The sequence below is a fragment of the Streptomyces sp. L2 genome, assembly GCF_004124325.1.
Classification (GTDB): domain Bacteria; phylum Actinomycetota; class Actinomycetes; order Streptomycetales; family Streptomycetaceae; genus Streptomyces.
Map to the genome: position 1 here is coordinate 3772231 of NZ_QBDT01000001.1, position 21442 is coordinate 3793672.

The window sequence follows — 21442 nt, forward strand, 5'->3', positions numbered from 1 at the left end:
GACCGCCCCGTGGACAACGTCCGCCCCCTGAACCCGCGCGACCTGGCGGACGAAGACGGCCTCAACCGGACCCCTCCCGGCGACCCAGAAGCCGAACGGGCCCTACTCGCCCGCTGCATCCACCACCCCGAGGAATACACCGCAGCAGCCGACATCATCACCGCCGAGGACTTCACCCAGCCCGGGCACCGCCTCATCTGGGAGGTCATCGGCCACCAGCTCGCCGAGAACAAGCCCGTCGACCCCATCACGCTCCGGGCCGCCATCGACAACCTCGGTCAGCTCCGCGCCGTGGCCGGCGGCAACCTCCTCTTCGAGGTGTCCAACGCCGTCGGCCCCACCGACGCCGAGACGTACGCCGACATCGTCCACGCCAAGACCCGGCTACGCCGCATCGACAACCTCGCCGTACGCCTGCGCTCCGGCGTCCTCAATGGCGGCACCCTCGACGAACTCGAAGAGCACATCACCTCGTTCGTCAAAGACCGCTCCGACACCCACAGCACAGGCGCCAGCCGGTTCGTCCCCGGCGGATCGTTCATCCTCGACAGGCCCGACACCGTCCCCGCCATCTGGGGCGAAGGCGACAACGTGCTGTGGGCCGAAGGGGAAGCCCTCATCATCGCCGGGCCCCCCGGCGTCGGAAAAACCACCGTCGGCCAGCAGGTCCTCCTCGCCGCCATCGGGATCCGCCCCCACGCCCTCGGCCTCGCCGTACGCCCCGCCAAGCGCGTCCTCTACCTGGCCAGCGACCGGCCCCAGCAAGCCGCCCGCTCCATGGCCCGCATGGTCACCGACGAACACCGCAACATCCTCAACCAGCACCTCACCTTCTGGCCCGGCCCGCCCCCCGCCGACTTCATCAAGGACCCCGGCGTCCTCCTCCGTCTCGCCCGCCAGGCCGACGCCGACGTCGTCTGCCTCGACTCCCTCAAGGACATGGCCGGCGAACTCGCCTCCGAGGAAGGCGGACAGGCCATCAACTCCGCGATCCAGCGGACCCTCGTCGAAGGGATCGAAGTCCTCGCACTCCACCACCACCGCAAGCAGGGCGGCGGCAAGGACGGCGGCAAGGAACCCACCAGCCTCGACGAGCTGTACGGCTCCACGTGGATCACCGCGGGCGCCGGGTCCGTCGTCAGCCTCTGGGGTTCCGCAGGCGACCCGATCGTCTCTCTGAAGCACCTCAAGCAGCCGGCCGCCGAGTGCGGCCCGTGGCGGCTCAAGCACGACCACCCGCAGGGCGTCACCGAGATCTGGCACGAGGTCGACGTCCTCGACATCCTCGCGCATGCCAAGGGGACGCTCACCGCCCACCAGTTGGCCTGCCAGATCTACTCCCCGGACAAGGGCAAGCCGTCCGCGTCCGAGGTGGAGAAGGCCCGCCGCAAGCTTGACCAGCTTGTGGAGAAGGGTCTCGCCCACAAGATCGTCAACGGTGGCGGGCGGGGGAGCCAGACGGGGTACGTGGCCGCGTTCTCCCCGTCCGGTGAAGTCGCCGAGGGGGCCTGACGAAGTGTCACCGATTAACTCACGCGAATGCTCACGATGCTCACGCGAACGCTGCAAAGAAACTCACGCGGAAACTCACGCAGCTCACGGTAACCGGCATCACCGCAGGTCAGAAAGTCACGCAGAAACTCACGCAGCTCACGATCACTCAGCGTACAAACTCACGGCAAATACTCACGCAGAAACTCACGCTGCTCACGGTTTCAGCGTTTTCGCAGGTCAAAAACTCACGCGAAAGTCACGCGCGTTGCTCACGCACCCCCTCTCTCTAAAGAGAGAGGAGGGGGTGCGACCCCGCGCAAACGCCACACACACCACAAGGGCACCCCCCGATACCGCGCTTACCCGGTTCCACCCGGACCCACGCGACATAGCCCAGGAAGCCCGCCGATGACCATCGCCGCCCTCCGCAACCTCCTCGCCGAGATCGACGCCCAGGGCGGCCCCGAAGCCGCCCGACGGTGGCGCCTCGACATCCCCGACACCGAAGGGACACCCGACCCGATGACCACCACGACCGATCCCGGCGTTCTGCCGCCGCTCGTCACTGTCCGCCCGCCGGCCCCGGATGAGGATCCGGAACGCCTGCCCGTCGGCCGGCTCCTCGCGTGGGGTGACCAGCGCGACGACCCCGAGGTGCAGGCGCAGGCAGCGCGGGCCCGTGCTGCTCTCGTCGGTCTGCGCGCTCGGTACGCCGCGGACCGGGAGCTGAGCGCGCTCGCCGCTGAGCGGGAGCAGCTGGAGCAGCGCCTGGCCGAAGTGCAGGCCCGGGAGCAGCAGCTGGCCCCCGTGAAGCCGAAGCGGAAGTCACCCGAGTACGACGCCCAGACGGTGCGCGCCTGGGCCGACGACAACGGCATCGAGTGCCCATCGCGCGGCCGCGTGCCGAAGCAAGTCCTCGAGGCATGGCGCGCGGCGCAGGCCGCGGAGTCCGCGTGATGCCGGAGGCCGCCCCTGCACCAATCAGGGGCGGCCGCCGAGCCCATCCCACCACACCACCCACCACCAGGAGTCACATCGTGAGCAAGCAGCCGGCCGGGCCCGCGTGCGGGAACAACCCGAACTACCGGATGAGCGACGGCGACCGCCAGGTCGTCGAGGACTTCAAGGCGTACCTCGTCACCAGGGCCGCTCTCCGTGACCGCATCGCCGAGACGCTGTACGCGTTCGATCACCCCAGCCGGATCGTGCCGCTGCGCGAGACCGGCATGGAGCCCGCCTATCAGGAGACTGCTGCCGCGGTCCTGGCCGTGCTGCCCGCACCCGACCAGCAGGCCGCCGAGGTGACGCGCCTCCGCAGCGAGTTGGCCAAGGCGCTGGAACGCAACGCCGCCGACCGATGCGCCGACTACGCCGCCGGCCTCCGCAAGGCCGCGGACTTCGTCGGCAACGACGACGACTGCGGCTGCGGAGGCTGCGACTCCTGCGTGCCGAACAAGCTCGCCGCCGAGCTGCGCCGCATGGCCGACGAGGCGCAGCCGGCCGAGACCGCCACCACCGGCCTCGCGACCCTCGCCGCCGCCCTCGACGGCCTCCACACCCTCATCGCCACCAGCAGCCGCGACTGGGGCGCCTATCGCGTCGACGCCTGGATCTGGGCCGTCATCTGCGGCTGGGACTGCGAGAAGACCGAGCACGACGACAGCTGCACGCACGGCGCGCTGGAAGAGATGGCCGGCATGCACGGCTGGGACGAGGCGACCGTGGCTAAGGCCCGCCGCTACCGGGCCGCGGTCCGCGCCCTGGTTGAGGCGCAGCAGGACGGAGCCCGCCCGTGATCTTCTTCGAAGCCGTCGGCACCCTCATCAGCCTCGGCCGCTGGATGGTCGCCTGGCTCGTCGTCCTCGCCGTCGTCGCCACTATGTGCCTCCTCACCGCGCTCGCCACCGGCGCCTACGCCGTACGCGTCGTCTGGCGTTCCACCAACGGCCCGTCGTGGGCGCGCAGTAGGCGTGAAGCCAAGCGTCTGGCCCGCGCGAGCCGCGACTACGACGAAGCCGCATGACCGGCCCGTCATCCACGCCCCGGGGCGAGCACACACCCGCCCCAGGCGTCACCTGGCAGACCGAACTGGAGCGCGTCGAGCAGCTCGTCGACGACGACACGCCAGACCCCCGACCGAACCGAGCCACCCGCCGCGCCCTCGCGCGCGCCACACGGAGGAACAAGTGACCATCGCCCGCTACCGCAAGAAGCCCGTCGAGATCGAAGCCGTCCGCGTAGTCGACACGCTCAAGGCCGCCAAGCACGAATGGAACAGCCTGCCGTCATGGCTCGCCACCGCCTACGAAACCGGCCACGTGCTGTTTCTCGACAACGCCGTCTCCATCGTCACCCTCGAAGGCGCCATGCGCGCCGAGCGAGACGACTGGATCATCCGGGGTGTCCAGGGCGAGCTGTACCCGTGCAAGCCCGATATCTTCCGCGCAACCTACGAGGCCGTGGACGAGGACGAGCACACCGGGCCGCTCGTCCCACCAGCCCTCAGGGCCGCGTTCCGGCAGGGCGACGCCGAGGCCGAGCGGACCCTCGCCATACTGGCCGGGCCTGAAGCAGAGCAGTACCGCGCCGCCCTGTCCGAGGCCATGAGGCTGGGCAACGGCGCACCATGGTCCGCCATCCGCGACCGCGCCTCCGAGCTGGCCGCCACGGAGCAGCGCGCCGCCCACGACGACGCCGAGCTGCGCCGCATCCGCCGCGACAGCCTTACCCGGGCCGAGCAGGCCGAGGCCGGGCGGCTCGCCGCCGACAACATGCTGCGCGCGGTCTGCGAGGTGTTCGGCGGCCCCCATCAGGACCCGATCGTGAAAGCGCGCGAGACACTGGCTCGCGCCGAACGGGCCGAGGCCGCCATCGAGCGGGTGCGCTCCCTCGTGGCCGGCATCGCCCACCCAACCTCGGCCGGCATCAGCGACTACGACCTCGGCCGCCACGAGATGGCGACCGCCGTAGTCGTCGCCCTCACCGACCAGCCAGCGCCCGACCAGAGCGAGGCAGCGACTGAAGCGACCGACACCGAGATCGCGCGCGCCGCGCTCACCGAGGTGTACTGGCCCATGGCCGACCTCGACCACCCACAGCACCCGGCCAACGCCGCACCACGCCGCTTCACCGCCGCACCGCGCGACCCCGAAGCCGAGCAGGCCGCCGAGGAGCGCGCCCGGGAGATGGCCGACCAACATGAGAAGACCGCCCGCGTGTTCGCCGCGCTCCACCGGTCCGCCGAGGGCACCGTGACCCGCGTCATCGACCTCTACGAGCAGTGGGTGAAGGCCGGCCCGCCGCCCCTCGGCACGAGCGTGTACCGCTGGTGGGACGCCCGGCTCGCCGAACTCCACAACGCCATCCAGCCGCCCGCCGACCAGGCCACGGAGAAGTGACCATGCGGATCTTCTACGACACCGAGTTCCTCGAGGACGGCCACACCATCGAATTGATCAGCATCGGCATGGTCGCCGAGGACGGCCGCGAGCTGTACGCCGTGAACGAGGACATCAGCAAGGACCCGCTCCACGAGCGAATCTGCAAGCACCAGTGGCTGATGGAAAACGTCATCCCGCACCTTCCGCTCTTCACAGGTGGCTCGGCCAAGGGACACGGACGCCTGTCGATGTCCTTGACCTACCGAGGCTTCTTCAACCTCGACATGAAGAGCAACACCGTCATGCCACCGAGAATGATCCGCAACGCCGTCCGCGACTTCGTCCTCGCCGCGCCCGACCCGCAACTGTGGGCCTGGTACGGCGCGTACGACCACGTCGCCCTGGCGCAGCTCTTCGGCCGGATGATCGACCTGCCCGAGGGCGTGCCGATGTGGACCAACGACCTCAAGCAGGAGGCCGCGCGGCTCGGCAATCCGACGTTGCCCGAGCAGCCAGACGGTGTGCACAACGCGCTGGCCGACGCCCGGCACAACCTGGTCCGCGCGCAGTACCTCGACGAGATCGCGAGGGCGAAGTGACCATGCAACCCTTCGCCTCACTCGGCCGGATCGTCGACTCCCGCCCCCGGAAGTGCGGTCACTCACCCGGCGACAACCCCGGCACCGACTGCCCCGCTGACGCCACCTGGCACATCATGTGGAACACCGGCGGGGAAGTCAGCCTCGCCTGCGATCCACACATGGACATTGCCCGCCGCTTTGTGTTCCTCGACTCCCACCGCATCGGCCCCGACTGCGACATGCCCGGCGCGCTCTGGGACTTCGATGGGAAGCGGTGCGTCTACCCCGACGAGCCCGCGGTCGAGACCGCAGCAGTCGAGCAGCCCGCGACCGTCTGAACATGACGAAGGGGCGCGCCCAGACCTCCCCAGATCCACAGCACGCCCCAACCGGTGCGATCACCGTACCGCCCGCCACCGACAGGACCCCATGACCGAGCTACCGCAGCCCTACGAGGTCACCGCCACACCCGGCTGGCCGCCCGTCGCGATCCCCGGCAGGCCCGGATGGTGGCGGCACTGCGGACCGAACGGCGAACAGATCGATCTGCCCACCAACGACCCGAGGAGAAAGAATGTCCAGCAACCGCCCGCCCCTCAAGGCCGCTGAGCCAGCGAACGACTGGCCACAGGCCGCCTCGCCGTCCAACGTGCTCGACATCCCTATCAGGAATGGCGTCTACGTCGTCACCCCTGCCATGGCGAAGAGCTGGCTCGAACACCGCAACCTCGAACGCAACCGCCGCTACAGCAGCACCATCGAAGCCAAGTACGCCGCCGAGATGCGCGCCGGCCTCTGGAAGACCACACACCAGGGCATCGCCTTCGACCACGACGGCTTCCTCCTCGACGGCCAGCACCGTCTCGGCGCCATCGTCCGCCTCAATCAGCCGATCCAACTGGACATCCGCGTCGACTGCGACCCCGACACTTTCGACGTCCTCGACACCGGGCACAAGCGCACTGCCCACCAGATGCTCGGATCACAAGCTCACGCCAAGGTCGTATCCGCTGCGGCTCGATTCCTCGGCGCCCTCGACGGAACGATCCGCACCGGACACATCCGCTCTGGAGTCTTCGCCGTCTCGCCCAGCAGCGCCGAGGTCCTCGCCGTTGTCGAGGCGTGGCCCGAGTTGGGAACGCACGCAGCGTCCGCCGTGTTCTGCCGGAGCAAGGGCCAGATCCTCGCAGCCCCGCACCTGGCGGTCCTCTCTCAGGCCGCCCGCACGAGGTACGCGGACAAGATCCCGATGTGGCTGGATGGTCTGGCCTACGGAGAGAACCTCACCGGCGCCGATCCGCGCCTCCACCTCCGGAACCGCATGGCATCGGAGCGAGCTGCTCTGAATCGGCAGCAGCCGACCGCTTACACCCTGATCGTGAAGGCCTGGAACGCCCACGCCCAGGGAGCGAGCATGGGCGTACTGCGCGTCCGAGCTGAAGAAGCGATTCCGAGCGTGATTGCCTGACCGAAACGGCAGGGGCGCCCTCACAGTCTGGCCGGACTGGGCGCCCCTTCGGTGGAACACATTGTACCGCCCTATGTGCCAAGGGGACGAACGATGACCACCACCGCCACCCACCTCCGCACCATCGCCCTCCACTGGACCGACCTCCACGAAGCCGCCGGCCAGCCCGTCACCGTCGGCGCCTTCGGCCTCGGCCTCCGCGGCTACCTCGCCCGCCTCGACGCCGCAGACCGCGACGAGTTCAACTACGACCGGAACCACGCCGCCCACCTCCGCACCCAGGAACGTGACCCGCTCCAACTCGGCGAACGCCCCATCCCCGTCCGCCTCCACATCCTCGACACCATGCGGCTGGTGGAGGCCGCGCTCAACGACACCGCCGACCAGATCGCATCATCCACGCAGCGCCCGCCCATGCCCTACGCCCCCGCCTCCTGGCCGGCTGCCGACCGCGCCCGCCGCAACGCCCTCGCCCACGCAGACCTGGCCGACCCGCGCCGCTGGAGGTGGACCGGACGCCGGCGCACCGCCCCGTACGTGGCGTTGTGGCTGCTGGCTCGGGTCGAGGACAAGGGTGGTCCGTTCCGGAAGCTGACCGGGGCCGAGCTCGGGCAGATCGGTGTCGTCGCGGACGGCGCCGCCGCCCGAATCGAGCAGGCCCTGGACATCGCGGCGCAGCAGCGGACCCTGTCGACACCGTGCCCGGACTGCGACGGCGCGGTCGACGTCCACGGCGGCGAGGGTCGGGTGCCCGTCGCACACTGCACCGGATGCGGCAGGATCTGGGCCGAGAGCGGGGTGATCGCGGCCTGACCCCGGACGCGTCGAAGCCCCCGCCTCGCTGGAGGTCGGGGGCTTCGGTGCGCGCGGGCTACGGCCGCCACTCGTCGCGGTAGCCGGGCCGGTCCGCGTACACGGCGGCTTTACGCTTGGTCCACCGCCCCAGCACGTGCAGCATCGCGGGCAGGTAGTCCGCCTCCCGACGCAGGGCGGCCACCTGGAACGGGTCGGCGCCCTCACCTGCTTCGGCGAGCCTGGCTGTCTCCCGCTGGTGAGCATCGTGGGCGGCCAGCACGCGCTCGTACTCGGCGAGCAGTTCGCGGTCCGCGTCGATCTCGCGCAGCACCCGCGCCGGATCATGGCGGGCGATCCGCGCGGTCCGCTCGTCCTCGTCGAACTGCGCGCGCAGCCACACCACCAGCTCATCCATCCTGCGCCTCCGCCTTCCGCTTCAACCGCCGAGCCATCTCGGCTGCCTCATGCCACACCTGCGCCTTGTCCTCCAGGGCATCGCTCATCTTCTCCTCGGCCAGCTTGGACAGCTCTCCCGCCCGCTCCTGCAGTGCCTCCACCACCTCGATGACAACCGCCGCCCGGAAGGCGTCGATCCTCTCGCTGGCTCGCTCAGAGTTCCCCGGGGAGTGCTCCTTGCCGTCCATGGCGAAGGCATAAAGATCACTGCGGGGATCCGTCGTCGTGGGCACTGGCTCTCCTTGTGGTGGCGGGGTGAGGTCCGTGCGCTTGCCGGGGCTCGGCGGATTCGCGGCGAACCACGCGGCCACCTCATCGGCGCGGAACCGGGGTCGTGTGCTGCCCTCGCCCTCGACGGGTTTCGGGAAGGTGCCGCGCGTCCGGTACGAGTGCACCGACTGCCGGCTAACCCCGTGCTCCTGCGCAATCTCCGTGACGGTCATCAAGCGCGGCACCCCCTCGTTCTCAGGGCTCTTGGGCACGGCAACATCCTTCCCGAACCTCTTGACGTTGTAAAGAGGTTCTGCCACTCTGGCACTGCACAACAAGTCGGCCCCGTCCCGCTGAGTTGGCGCTCCGGGACGGGGCCAGGCCCACCTCAACCATCACGAAAAGGCAGGCCCTCATGGCCAACCGTACCGACCAGCCCAACCACGAGCACAGCCCCCACACGGCCCGCGACTGCAACCTGTGCGCGAGCCTCCGCCACCCCGCCCGAGCCGCCGAAGGCCGCGCCCTCGACAAGCACCTCGCCGCCAACCCGCTCCCGCGCCAGACCGGCGGTGCGCGATGAGCGAGCAGGACGAGCGGGACCTCACCCCGCAGCCGAACCCGATCGTCACCGAGCCCGCCACGGCGGCCGCGTGCCAGCGCGACTACGACCAGGCCGGCGACGTCCGTGAGCGCCTCGGTTGGAAGGACGGGCAGAGCTGATGCGCGACCCCGGTATCTACAGCCCGCAGTTCGCGGACTTCGATCAGGCCGTCTACAGCCACCCCATCCTCACCGGCATCGACGAGACCGCCCGCTACGGCATGGAGTACAGCACCGACGGCGGCCGCACCTGGCAGCCCGATCCGCAGGCGTCCACGGTCTGCGGCGGGCACGTGCAGTCCGAGATCGCGTACGCGCTCCGGGCGGCCGGGGACTCCTCCGGCGACGGCGTCATCTCGCTGGACGGTTCCACGGTCACGGTCCGGCGCGGCAACGAGTGGACCCGCTGGATCCCGCCGCGAGGGGAGCGCGCCTGATGGGCTGGTTCAGCTCCGGCCGCGACCGACAGCTCGCCGCCACCCGGTACGTCGGCCGTGAGTCCGCCAGCGACCGCGCGGCCCGGCAGCGCCGCGACAACCACAAGCGGACCGGCGCCCGAGACGCCGCCCGCGCCGGCCAGGCCTGGGAGGACCGGGACCGCGCGGCTGAACGGGGCCGCCGCTGGTACCGGCCCGCCCGATAACCCACCGACCGCCGGCCCCTTCGCGTACTCCAATCCCCCCGTCCGCGAGGGGCCGGCCCCCGCTCCCGGAGAAGCACCGTGAACACGCCCCGCGCCACCGGCCGCCGACTCTCCCAGCCCATCCGACTCGCCTGGGGCCTCGTCCTCGGCATGCTCCTCGCCGCCGCCGCCTGGTCCCTCTCCGGTCAGCTCATGCACTGGGGCATGGGCCGCCTCCTCGCCTGGCCCCTGTCGATCATGTTCGACGCCGCCGGACTCATCTGCGCCACCTACGCCCGCCGCGCCGTCGAACGCGGCACCCCCGCCGGCCTCGCCCGCCTCGCGCTCCTCGCCTTCGTCGGCGTCGCCGGCCTCCTCAACTGGAACCACGGCCACGCCATCGGAGGCATCCCCGCGGCCGCCGGATTCGCTTCCCTCTCCGCCGGCGTCGAGCTGCTCTTCGAACTCCACCGCCGCGACGTCCGCGACGAGCAGCGAGCCGCCCGCGGACTCATCGCCGAACGGCTCCCGCACATCCCGGCACTCGGCTGGATCATGTACCCGACCCGGTCCTGGGCGACGCTGCGCCGCGCGGTCGGTGTCCGCCTCGACCTCCTCGACCCCGTCCAGAACGGGGACACCCTGTCCGCCCCGGACACGGACACCCGGCCGGACAACCGGCGCGCCGCCACTGTCCGCTCCGCTGTCCGGGCAGCCGCGGACACCCTCCCGGACGCCGACGCCGAGGACATCGTCGAGCACCTGTCCGCCGCCGGAATCGACACGGACACGGACACCGTCCGCACGATCCTCCAGGACAGCGCGGACAGCCGCCCGGACAGCAAGGACAGCAGGTCACAGCGTCCGTCCGTCCGCCCTGTCCGGCCGATCGCCCCGCCCGGACAGACCGTCGCGGACACCGTCCGGACAGCCCTCGCGTCCGGGATCACGGACAAGGACGCCGTCACCTCCTACGTCCGCACCGTCCACGGACAGCACGTCCCCGCGGACACCATCGCCCGCACCCGGCGCCGCATCGAGCGGTCGGCGTCATGACCGGGCCGGACGCGGACGAGCTGCGTATCCGCCACCTCCTCCGCGTCCGGCGTGTCCGCCCTTTCGGCCACCAGGAGCCCACCGTGTCCCTTCCTGAACCCCGCCGTCCCGTCACGCCGACCCGGGTCATCCCCGCGGGCGCGCCCCTGCCCGCGCGCGCACCCGAGCCCGGTGAGCTACCGCCGTGGCGCACCCCGCCCCCGCCGCCTCCGCCGCCCGTCGTGCCGGACCCCGTGCCGCGCCTGCCGGACCCGGCGCCGCAGCCGATGGTCGTCCAGCACGTCCACGAGGTCCGCGTCACCCTCGCGGACCCCGAGCCGCAGCCGGATCCGCCGATGTGGGCGCGCGCCTGGGACTGGGCATGGGGGCAGTTGTTCACCTGGCGGATGCTCGCCGCGGTCCTCGCCGCACTCCTGCCCTGGGCGTACGGCCGCAGCCCCGTCAGCATCTGGGCCCACACCGTCCACCAGGCCCGCACCGACACCGGGATCGGCACCGCCTACTTCATCGCTGGCGTCGCCATCGCCGCAGCGTGGGCGCTGGACCGGCATACCGGCCGCGTCGTCCCCCGGTTCCTCCTCGTCACCGCCCTCCTCGGCGGCCTCGGCGTCCTCTCCTGGCTCGACCCGATCCTCGCCCTCACCGGAGTCCACCCATCATGACCGGCACCACCACGGCCACCCTCGGCGGCCTCCTCGCCGCCCTCGTCATCCTCGTCGCCAACCTCCACCCCTGGTACCGCGGCGGCCGCGAGATGAAGCAACTCGCGGCGTTCGGGAAGGGCTTCACCGGCGCGGCACTCGCCGCCGCCTGCCCCGGCGGCATCCTCGGCTGGGCCCACACCCACACCGGCGGCATCGCCAACGGAGCAGGCACAAGCCTCGGCAAGGGCGCCACCGGCACCACACCCGGCAGCACCCTGACCAGCGGACGTCTCACCGGCCTCGGAGTGTCCGGCGCGATCGTCGTCGTCCTGGGCGTGCTCCTGGTCGCCCTCGCCTACAAGGCAGCGGGCAAAGCGGACAAGCGGCGGATCGTCGGCGGCGCGTTCGTCGGCAGCGTGTTCCTGCTGACCGCCGGCGTGGCCGGTGCCCTCACCTGGCTGCCGGGCGCCCTGAACGGCGCCGGCGACGCGGTAGTCGGGATGTTCCAGGGGGCGGGAGTCCTGTGAGCCGCCTCGCCCGCCCCGCCGCGCGGCTCGCCACCGGCTCCCGGCTGGCCGGCCGCCGTCTCGCCGCGCGCACCGCAGCGTGGGTCGCGCGGGGACGCCGCCCTGATCTCACCGGGTGGCGCGCCGCCCTCGGCTGCTGGCTGCGCCTCGCCGCGCTTGCCTTCGGCCTGTACCTGCTGTGGCGTCTCGTCCGCGCGATCCCCAACCTGATGTGGCTGCTGTCCGCGGCCTGGCTCGCCATCGCCTGGCGGGCCGGGAAACCCGCCCCCAAGGCCGCCTCTGACGCCCTCGACGACGCCCCCGCCACGCCCCCGCGAGAGGCTGCCCGCAGGCTCCTGCTCGACGTGATGGGAGAGGCCGACGCAGTGCACCTCCGCACCGTCCTCGTCCACCTCCAGAAACACGGTCAGTGGCAGGCCCGGAAGGTGGCCGATCTGAGGGTCCATCTGACCGCGCTCGGGGTGCCTGTCGACCGCGGCGTGAAGGTGGCCGGCGTGCCGACGTGGGGGGTCCGCCGACGCGACCTGCAAGCCCCTTCCCCGGCGTCCACCCCGGAGGCGTCTACCGCCCCGTCTACCGCCGCCTGACCTGCACGTCTACCGGCGTATCTACCGCGATCTACCGCCCGTCTACCGGCGTATCTACCGCCGGAGCAGCCTGCCCAGCCCCGCCGAGAGGAACTACCGATGGACGAGATCACGAGCCGGATGGCCGAGGCCGAGCTGGCCGAGGCGAAGGGCGACTACCGCGAGGCGTACCGCCTCTACGGCCAGCTCGGCAAGGACATCCAGGCCCGACACGGACGGTTCGATCCCCGGGCGCTCGACGCTTTCGAGGGAGTGGCCCGCTCGATCGGCAAGCTCACCACCTAGCCCCGGGACGGCCGTCCGCCTGCCAGCAAGCCGGCCGCCCCGGTCCCATCCCAACCACGAGACAGGAACCCCATCATGGCCTTCCGCCGATCCATCCCGCAGCAGGAACTGCGGGCCAAGATGACGCCCCAGCAGCAGCTTCAGCACGAGACGACCTACCAGGCGTCACGCGGGGGCCACTTCCCCGCCAAGGACAAGCCCGTCCCCGGCAACCCCCAGAGCAACCAGCACAACCCCAAGTAAGCGTGCGTGTCACAGATCAGGCACACCGCCTACACGGCACACCCACGGGCGCGCATGATGCCGCCCTGCACACCACACCTGGGGGGACTATGAAACACCGCACCATCCTCGTCGCCAGCGCGGCGGCGCTCGCCGTCGCAGGGATCATCACCGGCCTGGTCATCTGGCTCAACCAGCCGTCATACAACGACACTCTCGACGCGTGTGCCAAGGCACTGGACACGCAGTACAAGGCCGGCGGGCACGGTAAGCCCGGCGCGTGCCACGGGGTGAAGGACGACGACTACACCACGCTGGTCGCCAACGCCGCGATGGGGCATCTGGGGTGGCTGGACGACGACGGGAACCTCGACGAGAACAAGATGCTGGACTCGGTGACCGAGACCCCGTAACCCAGCCGCACAACGGCCCCGCCCTGGACTGCCCGGGCGGGGCCGTTGTGCACTCAGTTGCAAAATCGCCGATCATGCCGCACCATGGGCCGCAGATCTGGCATGCCCGGAAACGGAAACATCCGAGACGGCATCATGACCCCCACACCACGTCCTAGGGGGGACATGAACACCAGACACACCGCAGCCGCCCTCAGCACCGCGGCGCTCCTCGCCCTCACCGCCTGCTCCACCAGCAGCAGCTCCACCCACCCGGACAAGACGCCCGCCAGCCACACCGCGACTAAGCCCACCGGGCTCACCGCGAAGCAGGCCGCCGCCAAGCTCGCCGACGCAACCGGCGTCACCACCCTCGGCCACCCGACCGACAACACGGCCTCGTGCTCGAACAAGGCGGCGGGCAAGGACCCGAGCCCGAACGACTGCACCCAGCTGATCACCACGGACACCGTGTCGATCTCCGAGTACAAGACGCCCGCCGTCGCCGCGCACTGGGTCAAGGCGATGAAGGTCAACGGGGACTGGCGGCAAGTCGGCAGGTTCGCCCTCTCCTGGACCGCCCGCGATCAGAAGCTGACCTCGGACGAACGGCGCGCGCAGCTGGTGACGGCGCTGAAGAAGGCCACCGCGAACGACGCCTGACCCGCACCCCACCGACTGGCCCGGCCGCTTCGCTCACGGCCGGGCCTTCGCACGCCCGGGAGGAGGCAGCATGCCCAACCCGCCCAACAAAGGAGGCCTCCACGGCAACCAGCGGGCCGTCGACGAAGACGACTACCGGCAGGTCGCCGCCCTCCACGCCCAAGGCCTCGGCCGCAACGAGATCGCCCGCCGCATCAACCGGGCGCAGCGCACCGTCTCCGTCATCGCCGCCGAACTCGGCCTGGCCTTCGACGTCACCATGACCGAAGAAGCCACCCGGCACCGCGTCGCCCAGCTCGCCGCCCTCCGCGCCGACACCGCGATGGACCTCCACCTCGACGCGTTGAAGCTCACCCAGTCCATGTGGGAGCCCGCCACGATCTTCAATTTCGGCGGCAAGGAGAACACGTTCAACTCCGAGCCGGTCGACGAACCACCGCCCATCGACAAGAAGAACCTGATGGCCGCCGCCGGCATCGCCCTGGAGAAGTCCCTCAAGCTCGTCCCGCCCGCCGACGACACCGGCGCCGAAGACGCCCGCTCGATGCTCGGCCAGCTGATGGTGGGGCTGAAGACGGCGTACGAGCAGGCCGTGAGCGAGGAGGGCAGCGCCGGCGAGGAGGCGGAAGGTGAGTCTCCTTGATGCACTGCCCCTGTCCCGCAAGCAGATCATCTCGGTCGTCGAGGCCACCGCGCGGATCAACGCGTGGGAGGGCAGCGTCCGTTCCGGGAAGACGATCGCGTCGCTGATCTGCTGGCTGGCGTTCGTCGCTGACGCCCCGTCCGGCGGCGAGCTGGTGATGGTGGGCCGCACCCGGGACTCGCTGTACCGGAACGTGATCCAGCCGCTGACCAACCCGGAGATCTTCGGGCCGCTCTCGAAGCAGATCAAGTACAACCCGGGCGCGCCGATCGCGTACATCATGGGCCGCACCGTCCACGTCCTGGGCGCCAACGACGCGAAGGCCGAGCCGAAGGTCCGCGGCATGACCTGCTCGGGCGCGTACGTGGACGAGGCGACGACGCTGCCGAAGACCTTCTTCGACCAGCTGCTCGCCCGTTGCTCCGTCACCGGGGCGCGGGTGTTCACCACGACCAACCCGGACAACCCGGCGCACTGGTTCCGCAAGGAGTACCTGAAGCGGCCCGTCGAGACCGGCCTGAGGTCGTGGCACTTCACCCTCGACGACAACCCGTACCTCGACCCGGCGTACGTCGCCTTCCTGAAGACGACCTACACGGGCCTGTTCTACCGGCGGAACATCCTCGGGCACTGGGTGCAGGCCGAGGGCGCGATCTACGAGGCGTTCGACCCGGAGCGGCACGTCACCGTCGACCTGCCGCGCATCGACCGCTGGCTGTGCGACGCGATCGACTACGGCACCACCAACCCGTACGCCGACCTCCTGATCGGCCTGGGCGCCGACCGGCGGCTGTACGTCGTCTCGGAGTACCGGTGGGACTCGCGGGCCGAGCGGCGGAAGATGACCGACACCGAGTACAGCCTGGCCCGCCGGCGCTGGCTCGCTGGCGTGCCGCAGCCGACGACGAACGTGATCGGCGTGGCTCCGGAGTGGACGATCGTCGACCCGTCGGCGGCTTCGTACATCGAGCAGCTGCACCGCGACGGCGTGTCCGGGGTGACCGCCGCGGACAACGCGGTGGTCGACGGGATCCGCACGGTGTCCTCACTGTTCGCGGGTGACCGGCTGCGGATCCACCCGTCGGCGGCCGGGCTGCTCGAGGAAATCCCGGGCTACTCCTGGGACGACGACGCTGCGGAGAAGGGCGACGACAAGCCGATCAAGCAGGACGACCACTCCTGTGACGCGCTCCGGTACGGGGTGCGGACGACGGAGGCTCTGTGGCGGCCGCACATTCCGATGCTGCTGGAGGTGGCTGCCTGATGGCCGATAACCCCACGCCGATCACCCCTGGCGCGGCGATCGAGAACGCGGCCCGGCTGCTCCACGCGGCCGAGCTGGAGACGAACATCATGCTGATGGAGCGGCTGGACGAGCTGGCCACGTCGTGGCTGAGCCTGGCGCATCTGCTGATGGAACGGGAGGGCGTCTGATGTCGTTCATCGACGGCTTCCCGCAGACCGTCACCCTCAAGCAGATGCAGGAGGCCTGCGCCGCACTGGGCCTGCCGGCCCGGCATCTGGTCGCCCTCTCGATGGACGTCCAAGACGGAGTCGTGGCGGTGCTCCACGTGGCCAACGACGACGGACGGATCCTTGCCCATCGGGGTGCCCCGTTGATAACCGAGCTTCATATCCCTCGGGGCGAAGAGGAGGTGCCCGGTGCCGCTGCCGACGGATGACATGGCCTGGCCCCCGCACCACCTCAAGCCCGCCCTCGACGCCATGCACACCTGGGACACCTGGTGGTCCGGCGACCCCGACCGCCTCGAAGTCCTCTACGGCGGCAGCACCGGCGGCGGCCCGGACCCGAAGCGGCTGCAGTACTCCGGCGGAGTCGTCGGCCGCCTGGCCCGCTGGTGGTGGGGCACCCCCACCGCCCCGGGTGAGCGGCGCACCAAGCTGCACGTGCCGATCGCCGGTGACCTGTGCGGCGGGTCGGCCGATCTGCTGTTCTCCGAGCCGCCGAAGCTCACCGTCGAAGACGACACCACGCAGGCCCGGCTGGACGAACTCGCCGATGACGGGATGCTCGCCACCCTGCAGACCGCCGCCGAGGTCGGCGCCGCACTGGGCGGGGTGTACCTCCGCCCGGTCTACGACGTCGACCTGGCGGACCGGCCATGGCTCGACGCCGTCCACGCCGACCGCGGCATCCCGGAGTTCCAGTGGGGGCGGCTGTCCGCAGTCACGTTCTGGCGGGTGGTCGGCGAGCAGGACGGGCAGGTGTGGCGACACCTCGAGCGGCACGAGCCGGGCGTCATCCTGCACGGCCTGTACCAGGGCACGAAGGACAAGCTCGGCCGGCCGGTTCCGCTCGAGGACCAGCCGGCCACCGCCGCCTTCGCGGCTCTGGTCAACACGGATGGGGCGATCCCGACCGGCTATGAGGGCCTGGACGTGGTGTACATCCCCAACCAGTCCTCCCGCAGGTGGCGCTGCAAGCCCAAGCTGCAGGAGCTGGGTCGGTCTGACCTTGACGGTGTCGAGCCGCTCATGGATGCCCTCGACGAGACCTACTCCAGCTGGATGCGGGACCTCCGTCTTGGCAAGGGCCGCATCGTGGTCCCGGACTCCTACCTCCAGTCGAACGGGCCCGGGCGGGGATCCTCCTGGAACCCCGACCAGGAGGCGTTCGCCGGGCTGAACCACCTGAACCGCGGCGGTGACATGACGCTGACGGTGGCCCAGTTCCAGGTCCGGGTGAGCGAGCACCAGCAGACCGCCGAAGACCTGGTCAACCAGATCCTCCGCAGCGCCGGCTACTCGGGGCAGACGTTCGGGCTCGGTGGGGACGCTGCGGCGACCGCGACCGAGGTGGTCGCTCGGGAGCGGCGGAGCATGACGACCCGCGGCCGGAAGATTCTGCGGTGGCGTCCGGCGCTCGGCCAGGTCATCGAGGCGCTCCTCACAGTCGACCAGCAGGTGTTCGGCGGTGGGCTGAAACCGCAGCGGCCGACGATCGAGTTTGAGGACTCGGTGCAGGAGGATCCGCTGTCTCTGGCGAACACGGTCAACGTGCTCGCGCAGGCGACGGCCGCGTCGGTGGACACGAAGGTCCGCTGGGTGCACCCCGAGTGGAACGACGACCAGGTGCAGGCTGAGGTGGGCCGGATCATGCGTGAGAACGGGATGTCCGTCCCCGACCCGATGCAGACTGGCGAGCTGCCGTGACCGGGCTCGGCATCCTGCTCGCGCACCTGGCCGGGGACTACCTCATCCAGTCGGACTGGATGGCGAACGAGAAGACGAAGCGCTGGTGGCCAGCTTGGGCACATGCGATCACGTACGGCCTGCCGTACGTGCTGGTCACCCATGCGCCCCTCGCGCTGGCCGTCATCGTCGTCACGCATGCCGTGATCGACCGATACCGGCTGGCCCGGCACATCGTCTGGGTGAAGAACCTGCTCGCCCCGAAGGTGTATCGGCACCCCTGGGCGGAGTGCTCGGCGACGGGCTACCACCGGAGCCGTCCGCCGTGGATGACCGTCTGGCTGATGATCATTGCGGACAATACGGTCCACCTGGCGATCAATGCCGCTGTGGTGGTGTGGCTCGGGAGGTGACGCGATGCCCGTGTCCCCGGCCCTGTCCGAAGACCTCGCGGCGGCCGTCGCCGACCTGTACGAGGCCGCCGAGGGAACCCTGATCGAGACGATCCGCAAGGCCCTCGATCAGGGCTGGGACAGCCCCCTGTGGGCGCAGCTGCGTCTCGCCCAGCTCGGGCAACTCCAGACGGCGATCAACGAGATCATCGCCGCCCTGCAGGCCGACGCCACCGGCGCGATCCACCAGGCCGTGGCCGAGGCGTACGACCGCGGCAGCCAGGCGGCCGTCGCCGAACTCGGGGCGCTGGCCCCCGGCGTGCACTCGATCCCGGCCGGAGCGCAGGCCATCGACCGGCTCGCCCGCGCCGTCGTCGACGACACCGGGCCCGTCTACCTGCGGATGCTCCGCACGAGCACGGACGTGTACCGCAACGTGATCGCCCGCGCTTCCGCTCCCTCTGTCCTGGGTGCGCAGACCCGTAGGCAGGCCGCCCAGTCGGCCCTGAACCAGTTCGCGGACCGTGGTGTGACCGGGTTCGTCGACAACGCGGGCCGCTCCTGGGAGCTGCGCTCCTACGTGGAGATGGCGATGCGGTCGGCGACCGCCCGCGCGGCCGTCGAGGCGCACTCCGACCGGCTCGGCGAGGCCGGAGTCGAGCTGGTGATCGTGTCGCAGGCCCCGGAGGAGTGCCCGCTGTGCCGGCCGTGGGAGCGGAAGATCCTCGCGCGCACGGGCGCGCCCGGGAAGCGTGAAGTGCAGGTGGAGCACGCCACCGAGGACGGCGAGATGGTCACCGTGACGGTGGCCGGGTCGCTGCCGGAGGCCCGCGCGGCCGGACTGCTCCACCCGAACTGCCGGCACACCGTGTCCGCGTACATGCCGGGGGTGTCCCGGGTACCGAAGGCGCAGCCGTCCCGGGGAACGTACGAGGACACGCAGAAGCAGCGGTACCTGGAGCGGCAGACCCGCAAGTGGAAGCGGCGCGCGGCGGCCGCCGTCGACGACCAGGAGCGGAAGAAGGCGAACGCGAACGTGCGCGCCTACCAGAAGAGGATCCGCGAGCTGGTCGCCGACACCGGTCTGCCCCGCAAGTCCCACCGCGAGCAGCTCGCCACCGCCCGCTAGGCGATGGCGTCCAGGTCGTCGAGCACCCCCGCCAGTGAAGACGGGCCTGCCATAAACCATGGGCTGTCGGGGCCGCCCGGTGCTGCGGCTTGCGCGCGTCGCGTCCGCTCATGGACGGCAACGTACGACGCCGTGAACGACCCCACCTCGTCGGATCGGTCGGCATCAGCTGCTCTGGCGATTGCATTGAGGAGCGCAACCTGCGCCCTCTCCGCCGCTGCCATTTCGTCGCTCTGCTCAGTCATGGGCCGAACGTAGCGGAATCCACGGGCCCTGACGTCGCAGATCCGCCCGCCTCATCCCTGCGGGCACCTCAGGTTTCCGGCCGCCGGGCGCGGCCGGGGTTGCAGTACGGCCCTGCCAGGCGCGGGGCCTTCCATCACGCGCACCGGGAGTGCACGACATGCAGAAGCGGACTCTTCCTCGGCTGGCTGGTGCCGGCTGGGCACACCCTTACCGCACGGGCCCTTTCGACCCGTACCTGTACGCCGACGGCGGGGACGGAGGCGACTCCGGATCCGGCAGCGACGACACAGGTGACGACGACGGGGCGGACGACTCCGGGGACGACGACGGTGCCGGCGGGACCGGCGACGACGACACTTCCGGCGACGATGACGCGGGCAAGGACACCAAGGCGAAGCCGAAGCCACCCGTCAAGAAGGACGACGAGGACCCGGCCGCGACGATCGCCCGGCTCCAGAAGGAGCTGAAGGCCGCGAACGGCGATGCCGCGAAGGCTCGCACGAACGCGAAGAAGGCCGCGGCCGACGAGGCCCGCACGGAGATCGTGCAGGAACTCGGCAAGGCCCTCGGCCTGATCAAGGACGACAAGGACACGCCGCCCGACCCGGCTGCGCTCACGGCGCAGATCGAGAAGGCCACGGCGGCGCACAGGGAGACCGCAGTCGAACTGGCGGTGTACCGGGGGGCGTCGAAGTACGGCGCCGACCCGGATGCCCTCACCGACTCCCGGGCGTTCCTGAAGTCCATCGCTGGCCTCGACCCCTCGGACGAGGAGTTCGCGAAGAAGGTCGGTACCGCGATCAAGCAGGCGGTGGCCGACAACCCCAAGCTCAAGGCGCAGGGCCAGGCGCCCGCGCGCAGCTCCAGCGATTTCTCCGGCAGCTCGGAGAAGCCCAAGAACGGCAACAGCATTGAGGCGCAGCGTGAGGCCCGCCGCAAGGCGCGCAGCTGAGTCTCCACTCACAGTTAGGAGGCCCCCGTGGCCAACTCCTTCCTCACCCCTGACCTGATCGCCACGAGGGCGCTCGCCACGCTGTACGACACAACGGTCATGGCGCAGCTCGTGCACCGCGACTACGACGCCGACTTCCGTGGCCGGCAGGGCGACACCGTCACCGTCCGCAAGCCGGCCGTGTTCACGGCGGCGGAGTTCAACCGCGGCACCGGCATCGTGTCGCAGAACGCCGTCGAGGGCAGCGTGGACGTCACGCTGAACCACTTCTCCGACGTCTCCTTCACGGTGACGACCGAGCAGCTCAACCTGGAGATCGAGGACTTCGGTACCCAGCTCCTCGACCCGGCGATGGAGGCGATTGCCCAGAAGATCGACACCGACCTCCTTGCGCTGCGGGACGACATCGTGCAGAGCACGCAGGACGTGGACAGCCCGCACGCGACGACGGCACCCGAAGTGCTGATCGACGCGGGCATCGTCCTGAACCAGGCCAAGGTTCCTGCGGCGGAGCGGCGAGCCGTTATCGGCCCGGCGACGAACGGCCGTTGGCTGGACTCCAACGTCCTCAAGCAGGTCAACGAATCTGGCAGCACCGACGGCCTGCGCGAGGCGTATGTCGGGCGGCGCCTGTTCGGGTTCGACCCGTACTGGACGCAGCATGTCGAGTCCCCGGAAGAGGGCGTCGCCTTCCACCGCACGGCTTTCGCGCTGGTGATGCGGCCGCTGGAGGTGCCGCCGGGTGCCCAGGATGCCGTGATCATGGATTACAAGGGGTTCAGCCTCCGCGTGGTCTACGACTACGACATCAAGTACAAGCAGACCGTCGTCTCGGTCGACTGCCTGTACGGCACGAAGACCCTCGACGCGAACCGGGCCGTCATCCTGGCCGACGCCGGTTCCTGAGCCTCCCTTCCGGGGAGTGGGTGGCGGTGAAAGGGG

The 21442-nt window shown here is 70.5% G+C and carries 34 protein-coding genes; 31 read left to right on the forward strand and 3 right to left on the reverse strand.

Features of this window, described 5'->3' with window-relative positions:
• Positions 1-9: 9 nt before the first annotated feature.
• The 10 genes from DBP14_RS16535 (at position 10) to DBP14_RS16575 (ending at position 7736) form a co-directional block, all read left to right on the forward strand.
• Positions 10-1512 carry a DnaB-like helicase N-terminal domain-containing protein gene (locus tag DBP14_RS16535; RefSeq protein WP_129307966.1) on the forward strand — a complete coding sequence of 501 codons (1503 nt, stop codon included), beginning with the start codon at positions 10-12 and terminating at the stop codon, positions 1510-1512.
• A gap of 390 nt (positions 1513-1902) precedes the next feature.
• The gene (locus tag DBP14_RS16540) at positions 1903-2451 is read left to right on the forward strand and encodes a histone-like nucleoid-structuring protein Lsr2 (RefSeq protein ID WP_129307967.1); all 549 of its coding nucleotides are present in this window, start codon (positions 1903-1905) and stop codon (positions 2449-2451) included.
• 80 nt (positions 2452-2531) lie between these two features.
• The gene (locus tag DBP14_RS16545) at positions 2532-3290 is read left to right on the forward strand and encodes a hypothetical protein (RefSeq protein ID WP_129307968.1); all 759 of its coding nucleotides are present in this window, start codon (positions 2532-2534) and stop codon (positions 3288-3290) included.
• On the forward strand, positions 3287-3517 hold the full coding sequence (locus tag DBP14_RS16550) for a hypothetical protein (protein ID WP_129307969.1): 231 nt from the start codon (positions 3287-3289) through the stop codon (positions 3515-3517). The genes DBP14_RS16545 and DBP14_RS16550 overlap by 4 nt, the downstream gene beginning before the upstream one ends.
• Positions 3514-3684: a hypothetical protein gene (locus DBP14_RS36070; RefSeq protein WP_164992340.1), complete on the forward strand. Its 171-nt coding sequence runs from the start codon at positions 3514-3516 to the stop codon at positions 3682-3684. The genes DBP14_RS16550 and DBP14_RS36070 overlap by 4 nt, the downstream gene beginning before the upstream one ends.
• Complete coding sequence (locus tag DBP14_RS36400) at positions 3681-4892, forward strand: hypothetical protein (RefSeq protein ID WP_206739492.1); 1212 nt, start codon at positions 3681-3683, stop codon at positions 4890-4892. Before DBP14_RS36070 ends, DBP14_RS36400 begins: the two co-directional genes overlap by 4 nt.
• A gap of 2 nt (positions 4893-4894) precedes the next feature.
• Positions 4895-5473, forward strand: a complete 579-nt coding sequence (locus DBP14_RS16560) for a 3'-5' exoribonuclease (RefSeq protein ID WP_129307970.1) — start codon at positions 4895-4897, stop codon at positions 5471-5473.
• 2 nt (positions 5474-5475) lie between these two features.
• On the forward strand, positions 5476-5793 hold the full coding sequence (locus tag DBP14_RS16565) for a hypothetical protein (protein WP_129307971.1): 318 nt from the start codon (positions 5476-5478) through the stop codon (positions 5791-5793).
• Between the two features lie 236 nt (positions 5794-6029).
• The gene (locus DBP14_RS16570; protein WP_129307972.1) at positions 6030-6923 is read left to right on the forward strand and encodes a hypothetical protein; all 894 of its coding nucleotides are present in this window, start codon (positions 6030-6032) and stop codon (positions 6921-6923) included.
• Between the two features lie 93 nt (positions 6924-7016).
• The gene (locus tag DBP14_RS16575) at positions 7017-7736 is read left to right on the forward strand and encodes a hypothetical protein (protein WP_129307973.1); all 720 of its coding nucleotides are present in this window, start codon (positions 7017-7019) and stop codon (positions 7734-7736) included.
• Between the two features lie 58 nt (positions 7737-7794).
• Here the strand turns inward: DBP14_RS16575 and DBP14_RS16580 are convergent, their stop codons facing one another.
• The gene (locus DBP14_RS16580) at positions 7795-8133 is read right to left on the reverse strand and encodes a DUF6221 family protein (RefSeq protein WP_206739280.1); all 339 of its coding nucleotides are present in this window, start codon (positions 8131-8133) and stop codon (positions 7795-7797) included.
• Entirely contained in the window at positions 8126-8656 is a 531-nt protein-coding gene (locus DBP14_RS16585; protein ID WP_206739281.1) for a helix-turn-helix domain-containing protein, read from the reverse strand. Before DBP14_RS16585 ends, DBP14_RS16580 begins: the two co-directional genes overlap by 8 nt.
• Before the next feature lie 143 nt (positions 8657-8799).
• Between DBP14_RS16585 and DBP14_RS36075 the strand changes: the two genes are divergently transcribed.
• The 19 genes from DBP14_RS36075 to DBP14_RS16660 all read left to right on the forward strand — a co-directional run bounded on the left by DBP14_RS36075 (position 8800) and on the right by DBP14_RS16660 (position 19302).
• Positions 8800-8967, forward strand: coding sequence for a hypothetical protein (locus tag DBP14_RS36075; protein ID WP_164992341.1), 168 nt, complete (start codon positions 8800-8802; stop codon positions 8965-8967).
• Positions 8964-9107 (forward strand): hypothetical protein, encoded by a 144-nt coding sequence (locus tag DBP14_RS36080; RefSeq protein ID WP_164992342.1) that lies wholly within the window; start codon positions 8964-8966, stop codon positions 9105-9107. The genes DBP14_RS36075 and DBP14_RS36080 overlap by 4 nt, the downstream gene beginning before the upstream one ends.
• The gene (locus tag DBP14_RS16590) at positions 9107-9424 is read left to right on the forward strand and encodes a hypothetical protein (RefSeq protein ID WP_129307974.1); all 318 of its coding nucleotides are present in this window, start codon (positions 9107-9109) and stop codon (positions 9422-9424) included. The genes DBP14_RS36080 and DBP14_RS16590 overlap by 1 nt, the downstream gene beginning before the upstream one ends.
• Positions 9424-9630, forward strand: a complete 207-nt coding sequence (locus DBP14_RS16595; RefSeq protein ID WP_129307975.1) for a hypothetical protein — start codon at positions 9424-9426, stop codon at positions 9628-9630. The genes DBP14_RS16590 and DBP14_RS16595 overlap by 1 nt, the downstream gene beginning before the upstream one ends.
• A gap of 78 nt (positions 9631-9708) precedes the next feature.
• Positions 9709-10665, forward strand: coding sequence for a DUF2637 domain-containing protein (locus DBP14_RS16600; protein WP_129307976.1), 957 nt, complete (start codon positions 9709-9711; stop codon positions 10663-10665).
• Positions 10666-10748: 83 nt separating this feature from the next.
• A complete protein-coding gene (locus DBP14_RS16605; RefSeq protein ID WP_129307977.1) occupies positions 10749-11327 on the forward strand; it encodes a hypothetical protein in 579 nt (192 codons plus the stop codon).
• Complete coding sequence (locus DBP14_RS37305; RefSeq protein ID WP_129307978.1) at positions 11324-11836, forward strand: hypothetical protein; 513 nt, start codon at positions 11324-11326, stop codon at positions 11834-11836. The genes DBP14_RS16605 and DBP14_RS37305 overlap by 4 nt, the downstream gene beginning before the upstream one ends.
• The gene (locus tag DBP14_RS16615; protein ID WP_129307979.1) at positions 11833-12423 is read left to right on the forward strand and encodes a hypothetical protein; all 591 of its coding nucleotides are present in this window, start codon (positions 11833-11835) and stop codon (positions 12421-12423) included. Before DBP14_RS37305 ends, DBP14_RS16615 begins: the two co-directional genes overlap by 4 nt.
• Positions 12424-12522: 99 nt before the next feature.
• Positions 12523-12708 (forward strand): hypothetical protein, encoded by a 186-nt coding sequence (locus DBP14_RS16620; protein WP_129307980.1) that lies wholly within the window; start codon positions 12523-12525, stop codon positions 12706-12708.
• A gap of 75 nt (positions 12709-12783) precedes the next feature.
• A complete protein-coding gene (locus DBP14_RS36085) occupies positions 12784-12951 on the forward strand; it encodes a hypothetical protein (protein WP_164992343.1) in 168 nt (55 codons plus the stop codon).
• Positions 12952-13040: 89 nt separating this feature from the next.
• Positions 13041-13343, forward strand: coding sequence for a hypothetical protein (locus DBP14_RS16625; protein ID WP_129307981.1), 303 nt, complete (start codon positions 13041-13043; stop codon positions 13341-13343).
• A gap of 165 nt (positions 13344-13508) precedes the next feature.
• Entirely contained in the window at positions 13509-13985 is a 477-nt protein-coding gene (locus DBP14_RS16630; protein WP_129307982.1) for a hypothetical protein, read from the forward strand.
• Positions 13986-14055: 70 nt separating this feature from the next.
• On the forward strand, positions 14056-14628 hold the full coding sequence (locus DBP14_RS16635; RefSeq protein ID WP_129307983.1) for a helix-turn-helix domain-containing protein: 573 nt from the start codon (positions 14056-14058) through the stop codon (positions 14626-14628).
• Positions 14615-15892: a PBSX family phage terminase large subunit gene (locus DBP14_RS16640; RefSeq protein ID WP_129307984.1), complete on the forward strand. Its 1278-nt coding sequence runs from the start codon at positions 14615-14617 to the stop codon at positions 15890-15892. The genes DBP14_RS16635 and DBP14_RS16640 overlap by 14 nt, the downstream gene beginning before the upstream one ends.
• Entirely contained in the window at positions 15892-16062 is a 171-nt protein-coding gene (locus DBP14_RS36090; RefSeq protein ID WP_164992344.1) for a hypothetical protein, read from the forward strand. Before DBP14_RS16640 ends, DBP14_RS36090 begins: the two co-directional genes overlap by 1 nt.
• Entirely contained in the window at positions 16062-16310 is a 249-nt protein-coding gene (locus DBP14_RS16645) for a hypothetical protein (protein ID WP_129307985.1), read from the forward strand. The genes DBP14_RS36090 and DBP14_RS16645 overlap by 1 nt, the downstream gene beginning before the upstream one ends.
• On the forward strand, positions 16291-17802 hold the full coding sequence (locus DBP14_RS16650) for a phage portal protein (RefSeq protein WP_129307986.1): 1512 nt from the start codon (positions 16291-16293) through the stop codon (positions 17800-17802). The genes DBP14_RS16645 and DBP14_RS16650 overlap by 20 nt, the downstream gene beginning before the upstream one ends.
• Positions 17799-18194 (forward strand): DUF3307 domain-containing protein, encoded by a 396-nt coding sequence (locus DBP14_RS16655; RefSeq protein WP_129307987.1) that lies wholly within the window; start codon positions 17799-17801, stop codon positions 18192-18194. The genes DBP14_RS16650 and DBP14_RS16655 overlap by 4 nt, the downstream gene beginning before the upstream one ends.
• A gap of 4 nt (positions 18195-18198) precedes the next feature.
• Positions 18199-19302, forward strand: a complete 1104-nt coding sequence (locus DBP14_RS16660) for a phage minor capsid protein (protein ID WP_129307988.1) — start codon at positions 18199-18201, stop codon at positions 19300-19302.
• On the opposite strand, the gene DBP14_RS16665 is transcribed toward DBP14_RS16660, so the two are convergent.
• Positions 19299-19547: a hypothetical protein gene (locus DBP14_RS16665; protein WP_129307989.1), complete on the reverse strand. Its 249-nt coding sequence runs from the start codon at positions 19545-19547 to the stop codon at positions 19299-19301. The genes DBP14_RS16660 and DBP14_RS16665 overlap by 4 nt on opposite strands.
• Before the next feature lie 158 nt (positions 19548-19705).
• Between DBP14_RS16665 and DBP14_RS16670 the strand changes: the two genes are divergently transcribed.
• Entirely contained in the window at positions 19706-20500 is a 795-nt protein-coding gene (locus tag DBP14_RS16670) for a hypothetical protein (protein WP_129307990.1), read from the forward strand.
• A 27-nt stretch (positions 20501-20527) separates the two neighbouring features.
• Positions 20528-21406 carry a P22 phage major capsid protein family protein gene (locus DBP14_RS16675; protein ID WP_129307991.1) on the forward strand — a complete coding sequence of 293 codons (879 nt, stop codon included), beginning with the start codon at positions 20528-20530 and terminating at the stop codon, positions 21404-21406.
• Positions 21407-21442: the final 36 nt, after the last annotated feature.

Excerpts from the sequence above, each read along its gene's own strand:
- DBP14_RS16625 (WP_129307981.1), top strand. The coding sequence starts at position 13,041 with ATGAAACACCGCACCATCCTCGTCGCCAGCGCGGCGGCGCTCGCCGTC.
- DBP14_RS36075 (WP_164992341.1), top strand. The coding sequence starts at position 8,800 with ATGGCCAACCGTACCGACCAGCCCAACCACGAGCACAGCCCCCACACG.
- DBP14_RS16560 (WP_129307970.1), top strand. The coding sequence starts at position 4,895 with ATGCGGATCTTCTACGACACCGAGTTCCTCGAGGACGGCCACACCATC.
- DBP14_RS37305 (WP_129307978.1), top strand. The coding sequence starts at position 11,324 with ATGACCGGCACCACCACGGCCACCCTCGGCGGCCTCCTCGCCGCCCTC.
- DBP14_RS16620 (WP_129307980.1), top strand. The coding sequence starts at position 12,523 with ATGGACGAGATCACGAGCCGGATGGCCGAGGCCGAGCTGGCCGAGGCG.
- DBP14_RS16660 (WP_129307988.1), top strand. The coding sequence starts at position 18,199 with ATGCCCGTGTCCCCGGCCCTGTCCGAAGACCTCGCGGCGGCCGTCGCC.
- DBP14_RS16595 (WP_129307975.1), top strand. The coding sequence starts at position 9,424 with ATGGGCTGGTTCAGCTCCGGCCGCGACCGACAGCTCGCCGCCACCCGG.
- DBP14_RS36085 (WP_164992343.1), top strand. The coding sequence starts at position 12,784 with ATGGCCTTCCGCCGATCCATCCCGCAGCAGGAACTGCGGGCCAAGATG.
- DBP14_RS16570 (WP_129307972.1), top strand. The coding sequence starts at position 6,030 with ATGTCCAGCAACCGCCCGCCCCTCAAGGCCGCTGAGCCAGCGAACGAC.
- DBP14_RS36070 (WP_164992340.1), top strand. The coding sequence starts at position 3,514 with ATGACCGGCCCGTCATCCACGCCCCGGGGCGAGCACACACCCGCCCCA.
- DBP14_RS16635 (WP_129307983.1), top strand. The coding sequence starts at position 14,056 with ATGCCCAACCCGCCCAACAAAGGAGGCCTCCACGGCAACCAGCGGGCC.
- DBP14_RS16565 (WP_129307971.1), top strand. The coding sequence starts at position 5,476 with ATGCAACCCTTCGCCTCACTCGGCCGGATCGTCGACTCCCGCCCCCGG.
- DBP14_RS16590 (WP_129307974.1), top strand. The coding sequence starts at position 9,107 with ATGCGCGACCCCGGTATCTACAGCCCGCAGTTCGCGGACTTCGATCAG.
- DBP14_RS36080 (WP_164992342.1), top strand. The coding sequence starts at position 8,964 with ATGAGCGAGCAGGACGAGCGGGACCTCACCCCGCAGCCGAACCCGATC.
- DBP14_RS16580 (WP_206739280.1), bottom strand. The coding sequence starts at position 8,133 with ATGGATGAGCTGGTGGTGTGGCTGCGCGCGCAGTTCGACGAGGACGAG.
- DBP14_RS16630 (WP_129307982.1), top strand. The coding sequence starts at position 13,509 with ATGAACACCAGACACACCGCAGCCGCCCTCAGCACCGCGGCGCTCCTC.
- DBP14_RS16645 (WP_129307985.1), top strand. The coding sequence starts at position 16,062 with ATGTCGTTCATCGACGGCTTCCCGCAGACCGTCACCCTCAAGCAGATG.
- DBP14_RS36090 (WP_164992344.1), top strand. The coding sequence starts at position 15,892 with ATGGCCGATAACCCCACGCCGATCACCCCTGGCGCGGCGATCGAGAAC.
- DBP14_RS16665 (WP_129307989.1), bottom strand. The coding sequence starts at position 19,547 with ATGACTGAGCAGAGCGACGAAATGGCAGCGGCGGAGAGGGCGCAGGTT.
- DBP14_RS16540 (WP_129307967.1), top strand. The coding sequence starts at position 1,903 with ATGACCATCGCCGCCCTCCGCAACCTCCTCGCCGAGATCGACGCCCAG.
- DBP14_RS16575 (WP_129307973.1), top strand. The coding sequence starts at position 7,017 with ATGACCACCACCGCCACCCACCTCCGCACCATCGCCCTCCACTGGACC.
- DBP14_RS16670 (WP_129307990.1), top strand. The coding sequence starts at position 19,706 with ATGCAGAAGCGGACTCTTCCTCGGCTGGCTGGTGCCGGCTGGGCACAC.